This window comes from Lachnospiraceae bacterium JLR.KK002, assembly GCA_036941025.1.
Lineage (GTDB): Bacteria > Bacillota > Clostridia > Lachnospirales > Lachnospiraceae > Petralouisia.
The window spans coordinates 1,132,019-1,150,135 of the sequence record JAYMNP010000001.1; the positions used below are offsets into that span (position 1 = coordinate 1,132,019).

17 protein-coding genes and 2 pseudogenes are annotated in these 18,117 nt (G+C 47.1%); 13 read left to right on the forward strand and 6 right to left on the reverse strand.

Features of this window, described 5'->3' with window-relative positions:
* Window positions 1-44: 44 nt before the first annotated feature.
* From VSQ32_05470 to VSQ32_05480, 3 genes are read right to left on the reverse strand one after another with little or no spacing between them, the layout of a single operon-like run.
* Window positions 45-953, reverse strand: a complete 909-nt coding sequence (locus tag VSQ32_05470; protein ID MEH2942318.1) for an IS3 family transposase — start codon at window positions 951-953, stop codon at window positions 45-47.
* Window positions 950-1,102 (reverse strand): hypothetical protein, encoded by a 153-nt coding sequence (locus VSQ32_05475; protein ID MEH2942319.1) that lies wholly within the window; start codon window positions 1,100-1,102, stop codon window positions 950-952. Before VSQ32_05475 ends, VSQ32_05470 begins: the two co-directional genes overlap by 4 nt.
* On the reverse strand, window positions 1,099-1,287 hold the full coding sequence (locus VSQ32_05480; GenBank protein MEH2942320.1) for a transposase: 189 nt from the start codon (window positions 1,285-1,287) through the stop codon (window positions 1,099-1,101). Before VSQ32_05480 ends, VSQ32_05475 begins: the two co-directional genes overlap by 4 nt.
* Window positions 1,288-1,889: 602 nt before the next feature.
* Between VSQ32_05480 and VSQ32_05485 the strand changes: the two are divergent.
* From VSQ32_05485 to VSQ32_05495, 3 genes and pseudogenes are all read left to right on the forward strand, one after another.
* Window positions 1,890-2,234, forward strand: a pseudogene (locus tag VSQ32_05485) (type II toxin-antitoxin system PemK/MazF family toxin).
* 166 nt (window positions 2,235-2,400) lie between these two features.
* Complete coding sequence (locus VSQ32_05490) at window positions 2,401-2,586, forward strand: hypothetical protein (protein MEH2942321.1); 186 nt, start codon at window positions 2,401-2,403, stop codon at window positions 2,584-2,586.
* 141 nt (window positions 2,587-2,727) lie between these two features.
* Window positions 2,728-4,416, forward strand: coding sequence for a recombinase family protein (locus tag VSQ32_05495; GenBank protein MEH2942322.1), 1,689 nt, complete (start codon window positions 2,728-2,730; stop codon window positions 4,414-4,416).
* Here VSQ32_05495 and VSQ32_05500 read toward each other — a convergent pair.
* The 3 genes and pseudogenes from VSQ32_05500 to VSQ32_05510 form a co-directional block, all read right to left on the reverse strand.
* Window positions 4,375-4,587: pseudogene (locus tag VSQ32_05500) on the reverse strand (manganese catalase family protein). The gene VSQ32_05495 and the pseudogene VSQ32_05500 overlap by 42 nt on opposite strands.
* On the reverse strand, window positions 4,588-4,854 hold the full coding sequence (locus VSQ32_05505) for a spore coat protein CotJB (protein ID MEH2942323.1): 267 nt from the start codon (window positions 4,852-4,854) through the stop codon (window positions 4,588-4,590).
* Window positions 4,851-5,315 carry a spore coat associated protein CotJA gene (locus VSQ32_05510; protein ID MEH2942324.1) on the reverse strand — a complete coding sequence of 155 codons (465 nt, stop codon included), beginning with the start codon at window positions 5,313-5,315 and terminating at the stop codon, window positions 4,851-4,853. Before VSQ32_05510 ends, VSQ32_05505 begins: the two co-directional genes overlap by 4 nt.
* Window positions 5,316-5,471: 156 nt before the next feature.
* Between VSQ32_05510 and VSQ32_05515 the strand changes: the two genes are divergently transcribed.
* The 10 genes from VSQ32_05515 (at window position 5,472) to ybeY (ending at window position 18,080) form a co-directional block, all read left to right on the forward strand.
* Entirely contained in the window at window positions 5,472-8,648 is a 3,177-nt protein-coding gene (locus VSQ32_05515) for a response regulator (GenBank protein MEH2942325.1), read from the forward strand.
* On the forward strand, window positions 8,645-9,424 hold the full coding sequence (locus tag VSQ32_05520) for a response regulator (GenBank protein ID MEH2942326.1): 780 nt from the start codon (window positions 8,645-8,647) through the stop codon (window positions 9,422-9,424). The genes VSQ32_05515 and VSQ32_05520 overlap by 4 nt, the downstream gene beginning before the upstream one ends.
* A gap of 63 nt (window positions 9,425-9,487) precedes the next feature.
* Window positions 9,488-11,317 (forward strand): HSP90 family protein, encoded by a 1,830-nt coding sequence (locus VSQ32_05525; GenBank protein MEH2942327.1) that lies wholly within the window; start codon window positions 9,488-9,490, stop codon window positions 11,315-11,317.
* A complete protein-coding gene (locus VSQ32_05530; GenBank protein MEH2942328.1) occupies window positions 11,310-12,440 on the forward strand; it encodes a hypothetical protein in 1,131 nt (376 codons plus the stop codon). Before VSQ32_05525 ends, VSQ32_05530 begins: the two co-directional genes overlap by 8 nt.
* Window positions 12,427-13,731: a pyrimidine-nucleoside phosphorylase gene (locus tag VSQ32_05535; GenBank protein MEH2942329.1), complete on the forward strand. Its 1,305-nt coding sequence runs from the start codon at window positions 12,427-12,429 to the stop codon at window positions 13,729-13,731. The genes VSQ32_05530 and VSQ32_05535 overlap by 14 nt, the downstream gene beginning before the upstream one ends.
* A 113-nt stretch (window positions 13,732-13,844) precedes the next feature.
* Window positions 13,845-14,147, forward strand: a complete 303-nt coding sequence (locus VSQ32_05540) for a YabP/YqfC family sporulation protein (GenBank protein ID MEH2942330.1) — start codon at window positions 13,845-13,847, stop codon at window positions 14,145-14,147.
* A gap of 11 nt (window positions 14,148-14,158) precedes the next feature.
* Window positions 14,159-15,421, forward strand: coding sequence for a sporulation protein YqfD (gene yqfD / locus VSQ32_05545; GenBank protein MEH2942331.1), 1,263 nt, complete (start codon window positions 14,159-14,161; stop codon window positions 15,419-15,421).
* The gene (locus tag VSQ32_05550; GenBank protein ID MEH2942332.1) at window positions 15,396-16,424 is read left to right on the forward strand and encodes a PhoH family protein; all 1,029 of its coding nucleotides are present in this window, start codon (window positions 15,396-15,398) and stop codon (window positions 16,422-16,424) included. The genes yqfD and VSQ32_05550 overlap by 26 nt, the downstream gene beginning before the upstream one ends.
* A complete protein-coding gene (locus VSQ32_05555; GenBank protein MEH2942333.1) occupies window positions 16,348-17,589 on the forward strand; it encodes a hypothetical protein in 1,242 nt (413 codons plus the stop codon). The genes VSQ32_05550 and VSQ32_05555 overlap by 77 nt, the downstream gene beginning before the upstream one ends.
* On the forward strand, window positions 17,586-18,080 hold the full coding sequence (gene ybeY / locus VSQ32_05560) for an rRNA maturation RNase YbeY (protein MEH2942334.1): 495 nt from the start codon (window positions 17,586-17,588) through the stop codon (window positions 18,078-18,080). The genes VSQ32_05555 and ybeY overlap by 4 nt, the downstream gene beginning before the upstream one ends.
* Window positions 18,081-18,117: the final 37 nt, after the last annotated feature.

Here is an 18,117-nt window from a genome sequence, read left to right on the forward strand (position 1 = left end):
TTTGTCAAGATTAGTTGACACATTTTTCTCAAGGGTTTTGTATTCTATGCTGCTTCTTCCAGAGAATCATAGTATCGCTGTCGTTTGATGATGGGAGGAAGCCCTCCATTAGCAGAACAGATCCTCCGGTTATTCCAATAGCTGATGAAATATCTCCAGATCAGGGTTTTCAGTTCATCTGTGCTCATCTTCTCAGTATCATAGCGGTCATATAACAGTTCTGATTTCATTCTGGCCCACATGCTTTCACAGCGGGCATTATCATGGCATCTTCCACCCGCGCTGTTCATGCTTTGTCGGATGCCATATTGATTGATTGCGTCCCGATAAAGCCGGCTGGTGTACTGGCTTCCCCTGTCACTGTGGATAATTGCTCCGCGGATGCCTGGATACGCTTCCGCCGCGTTTTTCAATGTCCGCACACATAACGGAGCTTTCATGTTTGTATCCATTGCCAGGCCAACCACGCTGGAATCGAAGCAGTCGAAAACAGCGGAAACATACAGCTTTCCATCGCTGGCTTTGATCTCTGTTATGTCTGTTACGCACTTGGACAGCGGTTCCTCTGACTTGAAATCACGTTTTAACAGATCTTCTGATTTCCGGGCTTCCCGGTCTGCTTTCGTGATTCCGTTTGGTTTACGCCTGGGATGATGGCTGATTCCAATATCCTCCATGACACGGTAAACAGTACGTTCGCTGGGAATATCCACATTTTCAGGCTGTTTTAACATTAATGCCTGATACATACGGATCCGGCCGTAGGTGTCATTACAATCATCTTCCTCAAGGATTTCCATCATGGCGTCTGCCAGGGGCTGATACTTCCATGGGCGGTCTTTATTTGCAAGGTACTGGTAGAATCCCTGCCTGCTGACATGAAGGGTTCTACAGTAAAAGAAGATATCCCCTTTTAATTTGCCGTCTTTGGTTTTAAGAGCAATGAACTTCATTCTTTCGTTTTTGCTGACCTCAGACGGCTCGCGGCGAAAAAAGCGCTGGCTTCCTCCAGAAAGTCATTTTCCTTCTTCAAACGGCGGATTTCTTTTTCCTGTTCCTTAACCAGCTGGCGGAGCTGAAGAAGTTCCTGGTTAAGGGTCATGGCGCTTTGCGGAGTTTGTGAACCTGCCCCAAGGTCGAGGCTGCCAAGGGGTTGGCCCGTACCCAGCCATACATAGTATTCTTTGGTACCCCCAGTTCTTTGGCGGCTTTTGCTTGTCCGATTTCCTTTGCGAGTTTCACTGCCTGTACTTTGTATTCATGGTCGTATTGCCTGTTTTCTGCCATTTTTGTTCACTCCTTATTCTCTTGATTATATCTCAAATCCTTGAGAATGGGCTGTCAACTTTTTTTATACCATATCAGTTTTCCGTTATGGCAAAAACGGGACGGCTCTTTGAAAACCGAATACCCATTCACCAAATACATTCTCTTTGTGGCTGTAATAAGTGTAAGCGTGTGCAGCGATACGCCATGACCCGCCGAAAGGCAGTAAGCGAAAATTATCGACTGAAAATATCGGGCAGCTCCCGATTCCGCCATGACCCACAAAGAGGATAATGATACTCCCGTCCAGCCACAGTCCGAGCGGTAACCAATCCGCCGCAGGCAATGGGGGCGGCTCTGTCAGACCGACAGTTGGGGTGCAATTCCCGTGGCGTCAGTTCGCTGCTGACCGTTTGGTGACTTCCCTTTGCGTTATCACGCATCAGCATTTTCGGGGTGTCGGGGACAAATAGAAAATGCCTTTTATCATAATGCCAGATGCAGGGCGGTCTATCGGAACAGGGCTTGTTTTATGTGCTTTCGACTTTAAATACTTCCTTGCGTCTGGCTGTTACATAGGCAGGGTATTCCTGCCTAAATCCAGATAGGAGGTTCTAAAGAATATGGAAAGAACAATTAGGCGTGGCGACATCTACTACGCAGAGCTTAATCCCGTTGTCGGTTCGGAGCAGGGCGGCATACGACCCGTACTTATCATTTCTAATGATATAGGAAATAGCCATAGCCCGACAGTCATTATCGCTGCCATAACAGGTAAAACACAGACAAAGGCAAAATTACCGACACATACCGAAGTAAAGGATGTTGAGGGGCTTGACAGGGACTCTATCATCCTGCTTGAACAGATACGGACGATTGATAAGCGACGTTTGCGGGAGTATATGGGAACTCTTGACAAGCGTTTTCTTCCTGCAATGGACAAAGCGTTGGCAATTAGTATTGGTTTAAACGGATATTCGCAATGCCCGATGAGGCAGGGCAGGCTCTCGGCTTCTTTACCTGCTCATGAATGTTGTCCGCTGCATGATGACAGCGTTCAAAAAAAGGATTAGCCCCCTCGTTATATGGTACAATCATTCGCTCATACATTGAGAATGAGGGAGGTGTTGCCTGTTGAAGTATAGAGAATTTAGATATGTTGGCGAGCCTGTTCCAGAATTGAATGAGCAGGAACACGCAGCATTTCTTATGAATTTTCAAAGGTCAATCCTTTTATCATTAGAAAAACGGAATCTGTTGACCGCATCACAGCGGGAACGCTGTTTGCTTGAGCTTGAAAAACAATATCGTCTAAATTAGAAAAAAGCAACGTCAGGCATAACCGCTTGACGTTTTTACATAGTCAAGTGTGAGAATTACAAATTTGCACATTCGACATACCATTTTCAATTAACTATACTGAAAATACGGCAAGGGATTGTCGGGAAAGGAGATATTCTTATGTCAATAGATAAATACGAAACACTAAACCAAGAAAGGAAGATACAGCACACAAAGAGAAAGGTTGCCGCATACTGCCGTGTATCTACGGACAACGAAGACCAGGCAAATTCATTTGAAAGCCAGCAGCGTTATTTCAGACAATATATAGAACGTAATCCCGATTGGGAGCTTTACGAAGTGTTCGCAGATGAAGGCATCTCTGGTACGAATACAAAAAAACGGAAAGAATTTAACCGCATGATTGCGTGTGCAAAGAACGGTGATTTTGATTTGATTGTAACAAAAGAAATCTCCCGTTTTGCGAGAAATACCCTTGATAGTATATTCTATACCCGTGACCTCAAAAAGCACGGCGTGGGTGTTATCTTTATGAATGATAACATCAACACTTTAGACGGCGATGCCGAGCTTCGCCTTGCCATTATGTCCTCGATTGCACAGGAGGAAAGCCGCAAGACTTCCGAGCGTGTGAAATGGGGGCAGAAACGCCAGATGGAGCAGGGAGTTGTGTTTGGGCGGAGTATGCTTGGCTACGATGTGAAAGATGGCAAAATGTATATTAATGAGGATGGGGCAAAAGTTGTCCGTCTTATCTTCCATAAGTTTGTAAATGAGGGGAAAGGAACTCATGTGATTGCCCGTGAGCTTCGGGAGGAGGGCATTAAGCCCATGCGGGTAAAGGAATGGCAGAATACAGTTATTCTCCGTGTTATCCGCAATGAAAAATACTGCGGTGATTTGGTGCAGAAGAAAACCTATACGCCAGACTTTTTATCCCATGAAAAGAAGTATAACCGAGGGCAAGAGGAATTTGTAATTATCAAAGACCATCATGAGCCGATTATCTCCCGTGAGCTTTTCGATAAGGCAAACCGCATTTTGGATGAAAAGTCGCTTTCACAGGAGGGCAAAGCGAAACACAGCAACCGTTATCCATTTTCTGGGAAAATCAAATGCGGATGCTGCGGTTCAAGTTATGTGGCGAGATATAAAACCCGAAAAAATGGGAGCCGCTATAAGGCGTGGCGGTGTCTTGAAGCTGCAAGACATGGAAGCCCTCATGTGGACAAAGCAGGGAATCAAGTTGGATGCAGTGGACTTAGTATACGCAACGAAGATGCAATCCACATCATGTACCTTGTCACGAGCAGCTTAAAGTATAATAAGGAGAAAATCACTAACAATTTGCTTGCTATTATCAAGTCTATTATCGCAATGGATACCGCAGGTACAGATAGTGAGAAACTAAAATCACAGATAAAAGCCATTGAACAAAAACGCACAAATCTCATTGACCTTTATACATCTGGCGATATTACCAGAGATGAATTTTCAGCAGCAAGGGCAAAATGTGAGAATGAGATTGCTGAACTGCAATCCGTGATAGACAGCATAGACAAACAGAGGGAGATGATTGAAAAACAGCAAGAGCTTGTCGCTGAAATTACAGAAGCGATGAATGAGCTTATAAACGGTGTGGAATATGAAGATGATTTTTACAAAGAAATTTTAGATAAAATGGTTGTGAATGATAAAGACCATATTGATGTGTATTTGAACCTGCTCCCCCTCAAATGGAGCTACACGGTTGCAAAAAGCGTAAACTGTCCACAGGGTAGACCGCTAAAAAAAGCTGGGGCCCCTGAGATGGAACATTTCAGGGGCTTCTCTACCAATATCGGTTAAAAGCCCTGCAACCTCCCGGTAAGGCATGGTATACCGCTGGGACAGGTACCGCATGGAAGCGGACAGTTCCCCGTCAGGTCCGCCGAACTGGCTGATAATTACCTGAGCAATCTGGGGATTGGTCTGAGTAATGTTTACCGGATACTGTAATCTTTTTTCATAATTCCACATTTAGCAGTAACCTCCTTCCCAGGGCATGGGCTGCATGGCCCACAGCCATTTCTGATCTGGTTTTGCGGTGTCAATGGTAAGAGGCCCGTAACAGTCTTCATATTCTTTCAGAGCTTTCATGCGCACTTCACGGAAATGGTTAAAGTAAGCGATTGCCTCCTGGTCCATGGGATGGGTGTCGAGATAGAGGACAATATCGTTTACCGCGAAACTTACCATATTAATCCACTGAAATAACTTCATCTGTTCCATCTGATTTCCTTTCATTTCGGGCAGCCTCCTTTTCCGTAAAATGGTTTGCTCAGTTCCGGGAAAATGGTTCCGCACTGCAGCGCTTTGTCAGGCTCAAAGGTCTCATGGAAAAACTGCCAGGGGACATAAGCCATGGCAATGGGCATAACAGCCAGCGGATCGGCTTTGTGCGGACAGTGCTCCGGCATGGACGGACAGTCTGCCATGGGATTCATGGGCATATCTGCCGGACATGGTTTCGGCATTCCGGGGCGCGCAGGCATATCTGCCGGACATGGTCTCTGTATCATGGGGCGTCCGTTCATGGAAGCCGGACATGGACGTTGCATCATCTGACGTCTCTGCATAGGTTCCGGACAGGAAGCTGGCATGGCCTGCCTTCCGCTCATGGAAGCAGGACATGGTTTTTCCGGCACAGACTGCCGGGGCGGGTTCTGACTGCAGCCGCAGTCGGGTGCTGTATGATAATTCGCCATAATGGTAATCCTTTCTTTTTTTAAGTTGCTTTTTTATACAATATGAAAAAGAGGGGAAATTGTGCAGTGATTGGAATATTGCTTTATGATACAGGAAATGTTATACTGCTGTTATAGATTTGGAAGATAATGGATTAAAGGGACAAAAAGGGAGAAATGAAGAATTTACGAAAAACAGCAGGAATTTCCATATTATTGATACTTTTTTTTATGGTGATAGCATTATTCCGATTTCAGAGTGATGGAGAAATCTCTGTTTTGCCATATCAGTTCGAATATTATTTTAATGATAACTGGAAAATGGCTTCTCTGAGCAGTGGGGAAGCAGAAGGTACAGACGGAAATCCGGATGTGCTCAGAACCAGGCTGGCAGAAAAACAATGGCAGAACGTGACTCTGCCATATGAAGGAAGCAGCAATGCCGGTGATATTGTTGTACTTAAAAATATACTGCCGGAGGAATATGCAGGGCTGACTCTGGGTTTTTCCTCTGCGGACGCCAGAATAGAAGTGATTCTGGATGGAAATGTGATTTACCAGTACGGAGCTGAGAACAGAGGGGAGATATCAGGAACCAGGGAGCACTATGCAGATGTTCCCAATGTGTTTCAGGAAGGGGAACTCTGGATTGTACTGAGTTCATCTGTTCCGGATGGCAAGGCAGAGCTTGGAACCATGAAGGTGGAAACACGGGATGCAGTGGTCATCGGAGTAGTGGAGAACAATATTGCAGATATCGGCTGCTGCCTGCTGATTATATTAATGTCCATTATCATGTTTGTTCTGGCTATGATACGACTTTATACCCGTCAGCCATTGAGGGGCGAACTGTTTCTGGGACTGACCGGGCTGGCAGCAGGCATTTACTGCTTTATCGGAACCGATACGCTGAGTATTTTTTATGATGTGCAGGAAGCCTATGAGATGCAGGAATATCTGGTATTGCTCCTTCCGCTGTTCCTGACCCTGTATTTTGAGCGCAACCTGCATACATTGTATCCCCATCGCTTTTCTGTTCTGTTATGGTGTACCATTGCCAATGCGGCGGTACAGATTTCTCTGGAACTGCTGGATATCCGAAGCCTGTCAGAGATGACAAACATATCGGCAGGAGTTATTGGAATTATCTGTGTTACAGCTATTGTGAGCCTGATACAGCTTGATTTCAGAAATAAACGTTACCAGGCATTTTTATCGGTGCTGTCCATGCTGGTACTGCTGTCAGGGGGCATTGCAAATGTGATTATGAATACCTTTTTTCAGAATTTACATGGAAATACCTCCGGCCAGTACAGCATGGTGGTGTTCAGCGTTTTGATGGCTGTTATGCATACCCTGCAGCTTTCCAAAGAATACCGGGCAAATGTGGAAGAAAGTGCAGACCTTCTGAGCGAGAAGGTGAAGGCCGCGGAGCAGCAGAATATACAGCTTGCCCAGGCAAAACGGGATGCGGATATTGCAAGGCAGGAGGCCCTTGCGGCTAACGAAGCAAAAGGAAAGTTTCTGGCTCATATGTCCCATGAAATCCGTACGCCTATCAATGCGGTGCTGGGTATGGATGAAATGATTCTGCGGGAGTCCGGGGAACCTCAGATTCGGGATTATGCCATGGATATCTACATGGCAGGCCAGACATTATTGTCGCTGATTAATGATATTCTGGATTTTTCCAAAATTGATTCCGGTAAGATGGAAATTGTACCGGTGGAATATGATGTGAGCAGTCTGATACATGACCTGACCAATATGGCTTCTCAGCGGGCCAGGGAGAAAGGAATTCAGTTTGAAGTGGAAGTGGATGAGGGAATTCCTTCCCGGCTGCGGGGAGATGATGTTAGAATCCGGCAGGTCATTACCAATATTCTTACCAATGCGGTAAAATATACACCGGAAGGAACGGTATGGCTGCGGATTCGGAGCCTGGAATCGGACGGGCCGGCAGTACTCTGGGTTGAAGTGGAAGATACGGGGATTGGGATCAAAGAAGAAGATTTGCCCAGACTGTCTGCGGAATTTGAACGTATTGAAGAAGACAGGAACCGGAATATTGAAGGAACCGGCCTTGGCATGAGTATTACCATTCAGCTCCTTACTCTGATGGGCAGCAAACTGCAGATAAAAAGCGTCTATGGAGAGGGATCGAAGTTTTATTTTCAGCTGGAACAGGAGATTGTGGATGCTACGCCAATCGGAGATTTTGAATCCAGAGTACGCCAGATTGCGGAAAATTACAGCCATGGCACCGGATTTCTGGCCCCGGAGGCAGAAGTACTGGTGGTGGATGACAATGCGGTCAACCGCAAAGTATTCCGAAATCTGCTGAAAGAGACCAGGATTCTGGTGGCAGATGCACCGGGAGGGGCAGAATGCCTTTCCATGGTGCAGGAGCATCATTATGATTTGATTTTTCTGGATCACATGATGCCGGAAATGGATGGAATGGAAACTTTCCGGCGCATGAAAGAATTGTCCGATTATCCCTGTCAGGATACGCCTGTCATTGTACTGACAGCCAATGCGGTGTCGGGAGCCAGAGAAAAATACCTGGAAGAAGGGTTTGATGAATTTCTGTCCAAACCCATTGTACCGAAGAAACTGGAAGAGATGATAAAAAGAATGCTGCCGGATGAACTGGTACAGGAAGCGCCTGACCATGGAGCGGAGCCTGCCGGACAGCAGAACAGAGGAAATGAAGACTCCCTGGAAGAACTTCCCCAGGTGGACGGGCTGGACTGGAATTATGCATGGCTCCATCTGCCGGATATGGATTTGCTGGAATACACGGTCAGAGAGTTTTACGGACAGATTGATTCTGCTGCGGACAGTCTGGAACAGGCATATGAACAGCTCCTCAGTTCCGGCCAGTCAGATGCTTACCGGATTCAGGTACATGCCATGAAGAGCCTTGCGGCCACCATTGGAATTGTTCCTCTTGCCGGTCCTGCGAAAATACTGGAATATGCAGCGAGAGATGGCAGAACAGATTTGCTCTACTCCATGACGAAGCCCTTTCTGGAAGAATGGCGCAGTTACCGTCAGAAATTGCAGGGCGTATTCGGACTGGAGGACGGCCCCGGAACGGAAGTGGCAGATTATTCCGTGATACAGGCTCTGGTGGAAATGGTGCGGGTCAGTATGCAGGAAATGGATATTGACCAGGCGGATCAGCTCATGGGGCAGCTTCAGTCCTATGAATATCCGGAAAGCCTGAGTCAGAATATCCGGAAACTGGCAGAGGCAGTGACAAATCTGGACGCGGAAGAAACAGACCGTCTGGGAACATTGCTGATTGAGCAGATGGGAAGGCAGATTGGAGGAAAAACAAAGAGATGAGAAAAATATTACTGATTGGAAAACTGAATAACGTGATGAAAGAGACAAGTACCTTTCTGTCGCAGTATTTCCAGATACAGCTTTGCTCTGAGAATGCAGGAGTTCTGGACGGAATGATGAAAATCGTAAATCCGGATCTGGTGCTTATCAGCCTGATTGGCGCGTATGATATTGACACGTCCATGTTTTTTCTGTTAAATGACAGGTATGCTCAGATTCCGGTGCTGACCATCGGCACAAAGGAAGAATGCAGTTCATTTCTGAAATATTACGAGGAAGGCCAGTTTGAAAATCTCATCCGTCCGGTGGAAAATACGGTGATTATGAACGCAGTCTGCCGCAGGCTTGGGCTGGATAAGCTGAAAGTACAGCAGGAAGCAGCCGCAGAGAAGAAAAAAGAAATCCCCGGTAAAAAGCGGGTTCTGGTAGTGGATGACAATGGAACTACCCTTCGGACCATGAAAGCCATGCTGGAGGATTATTACGAGGTGGCCATTGCCATTTCCGGCGCTCAGGCCATGACCTCCATCGGCAAAAAGCGCCCGGATTTAATTCTTCTGGATTATGAGATGCCGGTCTGCGACGGCAGGATGACGCTGGAAATGATACGGGCCGATGAAGAAATGAAAGATATTCCTGTGGTTTTTCTGACTGCGGTAAATGACCGGGCCAATATCGAAGCGGTGCTGAAATTAAAGCCGGCGGGATATTTTCTGAAACCGGCGGTAAAAGACAAACTGATTGGGGAAATTGAGAAGATTCTGAATCCTGCATAGCAGTGGATGAAAGATATGAAGCAGTGATCCGGTCATTGTTTCGGGAACAGGAGGTTACGAACCATGGAAGATTTTCGTTTTAAAGTAAATCTGGGCGGCATGATTGAGATTCTGTCCGACCATCTTTACAGCAGTCCGGACGTTTATATCCGGGAACTTCTGCAGAACGGGGCGGACGCCATTACCGGAAGAAGGAAACTGCAGGGGGCAGAGGTGGAAGGGGAGATTACCCTGGAAATCACGGAAGGAAAGCAGTTAATCTTTACCGATAACGGGCAGGGGCTGACAGAAGAAGAGATTCATCAGTTTCTGGCCATTATCGGAGAGTCTTCCAAACGGGAACTGGAACATAAGGATTTGCGTACCGATTATATCGGGCGTTTTGGCATCGGACTCCTTTCCTGTTTTATGGTTTCCGATGAAATCTGCATGGTAACAAAATCCTGCCGGAGCGAGAACGCTCCGGTTCTGGAGTGGAAGGGAAAGCCGGACGGGACTTACACCATACGGAATCTGCAGCAGGAAGAAGACGGGCAGAGTCAGAAAGAAACGAAAACGAAACAGATGTTATCTCCCGGAACAAAAGTAATCCTGAAGGCAAAAGAGGGTATGGAGGATTATTTTACCGGAGAAACCATTGAAGAACTGCTCACATATTACGGACTGCTGCTGCCCTTTCCTATACGGGTCCGCCGGCAGGGAGAGGAAAAGCAGATTAATCCCACCTATCTGCCCTGGGAAGGACGCACCACCAACAAACAGGAACTTCTGCTGTTTGGTCAGCTTCTGTTCGGAGAGCAGTTCTTTGACTGCGTGACCTTCCGCTCGGAAGAAGGAAATGTGTCAGGCGTGGCCTATATTCTGAATTATACGGTACTGCCTTCTGCAAAATCTTTTCACCGTATTTATTTAAAGCACATGATGCTGACGGAAAAGGGAGATAATCTGATACCGGACTGGGCAGTGTTTACCAAATGCATTGTCCATGCCACAGATTTGCGGCCCACTGCTTCCAGAGAAGGGTTTTATGTGGATGAAACACTGGAATCTGCAAGGGAAGTGATTGAGGACAGTCTGATTCACTATATTGATACGCTGGCAGAAGAAGAACCGGAGCGGTTTGTGCGGTTTTTTCAGATTCATCATCTTACGCTGATGTCGCTGGCTCTGGCAACTCCCAAACTGTTTGTGCGGCTGATTGATTACTTTGAATTTGAGACAACCAGAGGGACTATGACAGGATACGATTTAAGGATGTGTTCGGAACCTCTGGTGTATGCTCCCACCAGGGATAAATACAAGCAATTGTCCCAGTTGTTTTTCTCTCAGGACAGACTGCTGATTAACGTTTCCTATGTACATGCGCTGGACTTGCTCCAGCAGCTTGGGCGGGTATTTGAGAAAAAAGTCAGTGCGGTGGAGGAATGGGATATTGAAGATTTGATGGAAGACCTGTCTCCGGAGGATCAGGACGAGGGCTTTGATTTTCTGAAAAGTGCAAACCGGATTCTGAAAAACCATGACTGCCGGGCAGAGTTAAAATATTTCTCCCCCGTGCAGCAGCCCACCTTTTACCTGATAGATGAAAATACGCTGTTAAGCCGGCAGATTGCGTCTTCAAAATCTCAGGCGGACGCCATGTTTTTCCATATGCTGGACGCCTTTGCGGCGGAACTTCCCAATGACACAGCGGCTACCCTGTACTTTAATTACCGGAATCCCATTGTGAAAAAGATGATGGAAATCGAAGAAGAATCGGTGCTGAAGATATTTATCGAAATTCTCTATGTGCAGGCATTGCAGATTGGTGGATTTCCCCTTCACAACAATGAAATGGCCATGCAGAACCGCAATATTCTGGCTTTGATGGAGAGGGGGCTTTCAGATGGCTGACTGGCTGGAAAGTTATGATCCGGACTGGATTATGGATGAACTTCTGGAGGAAACAGAGCATGGGAAACCGGCTATGGAGGTGCTGCGTCAGGCCATTCAGGAGGCGGATCGATATCAGGATGTGCCCTGGATGTTTCTGTTCCGCATGGAGTTCTGTCGGGAATCCACCTTTTACGGAGACGGTCTGGAGCTGCTGGTGACCTTTCCGGAACTTCTGGCTCTTTCCGATAAATATCCGAACCAGCCCGGCAATTACCGGTTTGTTTATAAGACGGAAGCGGAACATATGATGTGGATTTACAAATGGATTCTGGATAACTGCACGGATTTTTATCAGATTTCCATGGAAGACTGTCAGAAGTTTTTTGAGGACTACCGGAAGCGCTGCGTCAGCATGGGGCTGAGCCTCAGGAATTATTACGCCTCCATGTACGGATTTTACTGGCAGATTGACGAAGCATTTGCGGAGGAATGCTTTCATAAATATGAAAAACAGCCCAGGGACAGCCACAGCGACTGCAGAGCCTGTGAGCGGAATATGGAAATCCGGTTTTATCTGGACCGGGACAACCTGAAAAAGGCGGAGCAGTTGTCAGAGGATATTGAAAATTTCCGGCTGACCTGCGGCAGCAATGAGAAACGGAGCGCCTGGCTGCGGATGAAAATTGCCTGGATGAATTATTATCTGGAACACGGATCTTATGAAAAGGCACAGGAATATGCCAGAATGGTGGAGCGGTATATGAACGGAGAAACAGAGTATGAATGCTGGAACGATTTTCTGGTCTGCTACGCCCATACCAATATTGGCAGAGGGCTGAAAATATACAAGGAGCACTGGAAGGAATGGCTGAATCTCCGCTGTCCCATGGATGCCTGCGATACGGAGAAAAGTATCTGCATTTTTCTGAAAGAGCTGAAAAAAGCCAGAAAAGGCGATACGGTAAAAATCAATTACGACAGTTCCTTCCCTCTGTACCAGGAGGATGGCCGGTATAAAATCATGGATTTGTATGAGTTTTATTATGAGAGGGCGCAACGTACGGCGGAAAAATTCGACCGGCGCAACGGAACGGATTATTACAGAAAGAAGTTGGAGGAAAGCCTGCATGAGGATGTATGATCTCATTAATCAGAAGAAAAAAGGAAATGCTCTGTCTCCGGAAGAAATCCGGTTTATGGTGGAAGGCTATACCGGAGGGGAAATTCCCGATTATCAGATGTCTGCCATGATGATGGCAATCTGTTTCCAGGGCATGAACGAGGAGGAAACCCTGGCATTGACTCTGGCCATGCGGGACAGCGGCGAAGTACTGGATTTGTCTGAAATTGAAGGAATCAAGGTGGATAAGCACAGCACCGGCGGCGTGGGGGATAAAACTTCCCTGGTGCTGGCGCCCATGGCGGCGGCTCTCGGAATTCCCGTTGCCAAAATGTCAGGCCGGGGCCTGGGGCACACGGGAGGAACCATCGACAAGCTGGAATGCTTTCCGGGATTTACCACAGGACTGACCAGAGAACAGTTTTACCAGAATGTCAGTCAGATTAATATGGCCATTATGGGGCAGACTGCGGAACTTGCCCCTGCCGATAAGAAACTGTACGCCCTCCGGGATGTGACCGCTACCGTGGATCAGCTTTCTCTGATTGCTTCCAGCATTATGAGCAAGAAACTGGCGTCGGGAGCAGACGCCATTGTACTGGATGTAAAAACAGGCAGCGGTGCTTTTATGAAAACAGAAGATGAGGCCTTTGCCCTGGCGAGGGAGATGGTGCAGATTGGAAAAAACGCCGGGAAGAAGATTTCGGCTGTGGTGACGGATATGGACCAGCCGCTGGGCAATGCGGTGGGGAATTCCCTGGAAGTGAAAGAAGCCATTCTTTCCCTGAACGGTCTGGGCCCCGCTGATTTCATGGAAGTGGTGTATGCCCTTGGCACGGAGATGGTGCTGGCAGCGGGAAAAGCCTCCTCACCGGAAGAAGCGGAGCATATGCTGAAAGAGACCATTCGGAAGAAAACAGCGCTGGATAAATTTGCAGAATTTGTGGAAGCGCAGGGAGGGGAGCAGCGTTTCGTATACCAGCCGGAACTTCTGCCTGCCGCGGGAATCCAGCTTCAGGTGATGAATACGGAACAGGGCTATGTGGGCGGAATTCAGGCGGAGGAAGTGGGCCTTGCAAATCTGGCTCTGGGCGGAGGACGGGCAACGAAAGACAGTGAGATTGATTTGTCCGTGGGAATTCTTCTCCATAAAAAGCGCGGAGACGCAGTATTGCCCGGCGAGATTCTGGCGACGGTATACGCCAGCGATATGGAACGGGCCAGAGAGGCTTACGGGAAAATGGTGCTGGCTTACCGGATACAGACAGATAAACCGGAGGAGGTTTCCATGATAAAAGGCATAATCCGGTAGCAGAGTCTCCTGTCCCCGGAGAACAGCCGCGAGGGTCAAATATCCATACAAGCATGGCTGTTTTCCTCATTGCTCGCGGGAATAAACCGGCGGTGTTTTTCATATATTGCAGTATGGGAAGAGAAAAGCGAACAAAATTAAGCCGGGTAAAGGAAAATGTAAAATCAAATATTGTGGAATCTCTGGAACTGCCCGTGGATATTATGTACGGTGCGGTGATTCTCACCGCCATGGGCCGCAATCAGGTACTGGTGGAGAATTATAAGGGAATCATTGAATATACCCAGGAAAAAATACGTCTGCAGACCAAAACCTGCCAGGTGACCATTCAGGGAAAACGTCTGCTGGTAGAATATTACACCAATGAGGAAATGAAAATTACCGGTTACATTCAGGGAATATTATATGACTCATAAGGGGTAAAAAGTTGTTAATTGATAAATTGAAATTTTTGCAGGGGTATGTTAAAATCAGACTTTCAGGGTATGCGCCGGAACGTTTTCTGAATCTGTGCAGCAACCACAACATTTTAATCTGGAACCTGGAATACCAGGAAGACCACTATGTATTCTGCATCAGCGTCCGGGGATTGAAAAGGCTGAAGCCCATTCTGAAAAAAACAGGGACAACGTTTGTAATCCTGGAGCGCACCGGCCTTCCTTTTCTGATGCGCCGCTACCGGAAACGGAAACTGTTTTTTGCGGGGATTTTTCTGTGTTTTGGTATTTTGTATACCATGTCCCTGTTTGTGTGGAAGATTGAGGTACATGGAAATCTCCATGAGACAGACAGCAATATTCTGAAATTTCTGGAAGAAAATCAGGTATATCACGGGCTCTTAAAAAGCAAAATAAACTGTGAGGAAATCGAAGAAAAGCTCCGGGCAGGTTACGGGGATATCATATGGGCTTCCGCAAAGCTGGAAGGCACCATGCTGATTATTGACGTACAGGAAAATCTGGCCACCAATCAGCAGGCGGAAAACCAGGCGGAAGAAGACGGGGAGCCCAGGGATCTGGTGGCAGAGAAAGAGGCTGTCATTTACAGCATTCTGACCCGCCAGGGAACGCCCATGGTGGAAAAAGGCTCAGAAGTTCATCCCGGCGATATTCTGGTGGAAGGGAAGAATCCTGTCATGAACGACAGTGAAGAGATTGTTTCCTATCAGTATTGTGTGTCGGATGCGGATATTCTGGGAGTTACGGAATACACCTATGAAAATCATTTTTCCATGTGGTACGAAGAAAAGCATTTTACAGGCAGAACCAGTCAGTCGTATGGGCTGCGGCTGTTTGGCCTGCAGATGAAAATGCCTCATTTTTCCCGGAAATTTTCCGATTTTGATACGGTTACGGATGAATATGACGTAAAGCTGGGAGAGACCTTTTACCTGCCTTTCAGTGTTACAAAAGAATTGTACCGGGAGTACCGGAAGGAGAAAAAGCAGTATACAAGGCAGGAGGCCGAACAGGCGGCAAAAGAGAAATTGAACGAATTTTGTGAAGAATTAACACAAAAAGGGGTTCAAATTATAGAAAATAATGTTATGATAGTAACAGACGGGAAGAACTGTACAGCTTCCGGTACCATAAAAGTAATAGAACCCATTGGTACATCCAGGAAAACTGTACGCACAGACATACCGCAGGAAGGGCAGATGGAAGATGAGTCTGAAGGAAACAGTAACTGATATCCCCGCAGAGCACATGACCAACGTATTCGGTCAGTTTGACGCTTACCTGAAGAAAATAGAGCGGGCGTTCGGCGTTACGGTGGTGATGCGGGATAATAAAATGAAACTGCTGGGGCGGGACAGAGATGTGGAGAAAGCCGCCAGAGTCTTTGCACAGCTTTTTGAGCTGTCCAGACGGGGCAGCCAGATTACGGAGCAGAATGTGGATTATGCCATTTCCCTGACCTTTGAGGAAAAGGAATCGGCAATCCTGGAAATGGATAAGGAGTTAATCTGCCATACCATAAACGGAAAACCGGTGAAGCCCAAAACGCTGGGGCAGAAAAAGTATGTGGATGAAATCCGCGATAAAATGATTGTGTTCGGCATCGGGCCTGCGGGTACCGGGAAAACCTATCTTGCCATGGCCATGGCAATCACAGCCTTTAAGAAAGAAGAAGTGAGCCGGATTATTCTGACCAGGCCGGCTATTGAAGCCGGAGAGAAGCTGGGCTTTCTGCCTGGAGATCTGCAGAGCAAGATAGACCCGTATCTGCGGCCCCTGTATGACGCACTGTATCAGATTATGGGGGCGGACAGTTTTCAGCGGAATATGGAAAAAGGCCTGATTGAAGTGGCGCCGCTGGCTTACATGAGAGGAAGAACCCTGGATAATGCATTTATCATTCTGGATGAAGCCCAGAACACCACGCCGGCCCAGATGAAAATGTTTCTGACCCGAATTGGTTTTGGCTCCAAAGTGGTGGTAACAGGAGACGCTACCCAGAAAGATCTTGCGCCGGGAATGGTATCCGGACTGGACGTGGCGCTGCGGGTACTGAAGCCGGTGGAGGATATCGGAATCTGTACACTGACCAGCGGCGATGTGGTGCGTCATCCGCTGGTACAAAAAATAGTAAAGGCTTATGAAGAGTATGAGAAACATGAGAGAAAAGGAAGCGGAAATAACAGCAGAGAACGAAACAGAAATCAAAAAGCTCGAAGGACCGAAAGATACTGAGCGTCGCGTCAGGAATTTTATGCTTCTTGGGATGGCGGGGGCCAGTATTCTGGAATGTATTCTGTCCGGTATTCTGAGCCATCAGGAAACAGACCGGATGATAATACTGGTCTTTTTCGGGATTCTGTATTCTGTGGTTTTTTTGGCAGGAATGGAACTTTATCGCCTGCAGAAAGACTGGTTTTATGAAAAAGCGGCTGATTACAGAACCATTGCCCGGTGGTACTGGATATTCTGCGGAGCCGGAGTATTGTTCGGATTATTGCCGGAATATGCAAGGCCGGTACTTCTTCTGTCACTGGGTATGACGGTGGTTACCGGTAGTTTTTTCGGACTGGCTGCAGGAATTTTTCATGCGGCGGTGTTCTGCCTGTGCGGACAGACAAATGCCTGTGTGCTGCTGTGCGATATTTTTCTGTTGATTGGCGGCTGTATGGCGGCTTCTGTTTTGCAGGAAATCAAAGAGCAGCGCCATGAGATTTTGTTCCTGTTTCTCTATACCTTTGGCAGTATTTTAATCTTTTCCTTTGTACGGACTGGTCAACTGGAATGGGATGTGTTAATCTATGGAGTATGCAATGGTATTTTTTCCTCCATTGGCGCCGGGATTTTATACCGGAAGGTATATTCATATCCTGAAAATTCCAGAAAACAGGAACTGGAACGAATTGTGAGAGACGACTTTGGGCTGGTGCAGGAAGTACGGAAATTTTCCAAAATGGATTATAATCATGCCATGAAAGTATCCGTTATTTCAGAGAACTGCGCCAAAATTGCCGGAGCCGACCCGGATTTGGCGGCGGCGGCCGGGTTTTATTACCGTTTGGGCAGAATGGCCGGAGAGCCTTATGTGGAAAACGGAGTGGCTCTTGCCAGGAGCAACCGTCTGCCCTCGGAAGTCATTGCAATACTGCGGGAATATAACGGAGAGCAGGCATTGCCTTCCACACTGGAATCGGCCATTGTGCATATTGTGGACAGTGTGGTGACCAAATTTGACGTGCTGGATAAAGCCACCCTTTCCAGCTCCTGGAATCAGGATATTCTGGTGTATCAGACTCTGAATGAGAATTCAGCTTCCGGACTTTATGACAAATCCGGATTCAGCATGAATATGTTTTTGAAAATCAGGGATTATCTTATAAAGGAGGCCAGTCTGTTTTGACAGTAAGTATAGAGGAAGAAGTGGAAGTGAATTTTCCTTTTGATTATAAGGAACTGGCGGAAGCGGTAATACGGAACGCGGCAGAGGCGGAAAAGTTTCCCTTTGAATCGGAAGTAAACCTGCTTCTTGTTTCTGCGGAAGAAATACGGAAGGTGAACCTGGAATTCCGCCAGATTGACGCGCCCACGGACGTACTTTCCTTTCCCATGATACAGTATGAGAAACCGGGAGATTTTACCGGAATTGAGCAGGATGAAGATAATTTCAATCCTGATACGGGAGAGGCGCTGCTGGGTGATATTGTGCTGTGCGTGGACCGGGTCAGGGAACAGGCCCTTGAATTCGGCCACAGTGAAGAACGGGAATATGCGTTCCTGATTCTGCACAGTATGCTGCATTTGTTTGGATATGACCATATGACCAGGGAGGAGGCTGCGGTAATGGAAGAGAAGCAGAGAAAACTCCTGAATCAGATGGATATTTTAAGATAAATTTATTTCAGTAGTCCAAAAGGGCTGCATATCACAG

What these genes read in the sequence shown, in the direction of transcription:
- VSQ32_05470 (MEH2942318.1), bottom strand. Translation starts at nt 953, where the DNA reads ATGAAGTTCATTGCTCTTAAAACCAAAGACGGCAAATTAAAAGGGGAT.
- VSQ32_05475 (MEH2942319.1), bottom strand. Translation starts at nt 1,102, where the DNA reads ATGACCCTTAACCAGGAACTTCTTCAGCTCCGCCAGCTGGTTAAGGAA.
- VSQ32_05480 (MEH2942320.1), bottom strand. Translation starts at nt 1,287, where the DNA reads ATGGCAGAAAACAGGCAATACGACCATGAATACAAAGTACAGGCAGTG.
- VSQ32_05495 (MEH2942322.1), top strand. Translation starts at nt 2,728, where the DNA reads ATGTCAATAGATAAATACGAAACACTAAACCAAGAAAGGAAGATACAG.
- VSQ32_05505 (MEH2942323.1), bottom strand. Translation starts at nt 4,854, where the DNA reads ATGAAAGGAAATCAGATGGAACAGATGAAGTTATTTCAGTGGATTAAT.
- VSQ32_05510 (MEH2942324.1), bottom strand. Translation starts at nt 5,315, where the DNA reads ATGGCGAATTATCATACAGCACCCGACTGCGGCTGCAGTCAGAACCCG.
- VSQ32_05515 (MEH2942325.1), top strand. Translation starts at nt 5,472, where the DNA reads ATGAAGAATTTACGAAAAACAGCAGGAATTTCCATATTATTGATACTT.
- VSQ32_05520 (MEH2942326.1), top strand. Translation starts at nt 8,645, where the DNA reads ATGAGAAAAATATTACTGATTGGAAAACTGAATAACGTGATGAAAGAG.
- VSQ32_05525 (MEH2942327.1), top strand. Translation starts at nt 9,488, where the DNA reads ATGGAAGATTTTCGTTTTAAAGTAAATCTGGGCGGCATGATTGAGATT.
- VSQ32_05530 (MEH2942328.1), top strand. Translation starts at nt 11,310, where the DNA reads ATGGCTGACTGGCTGGAAAGTTATGATCCGGACTGGATTATGGATGAA.
- VSQ32_05535 (MEH2942329.1), top strand. Translation starts at nt 12,427, where the DNA reads ATGAGGATGTATGATCTCATTAATCAGAAGAAAAAAGGAAATGCTCTG.
- VSQ32_05540 (MEH2942330.1), top strand. Translation starts at nt 13,845, where the DNA reads ATGGGAAGAGAAAAGCGAACAAAATTAAGCCGGGTAAAGGAAAATGTA.
- VSQ32_05550 (MEH2942332.1), top strand. Translation starts at nt 15,396, where the DNA reads ATGAGTCTGAAGGAAACAGTAACTGATATCCCCGCAGAGCACATGACC.
- VSQ32_05555 (MEH2942333.1), top strand. Translation starts at nt 16,348, where the DNA reads ATGAGAGAAAAGGAAGCGGAAATAACAGCAGAGAACGAAACAGAAATC.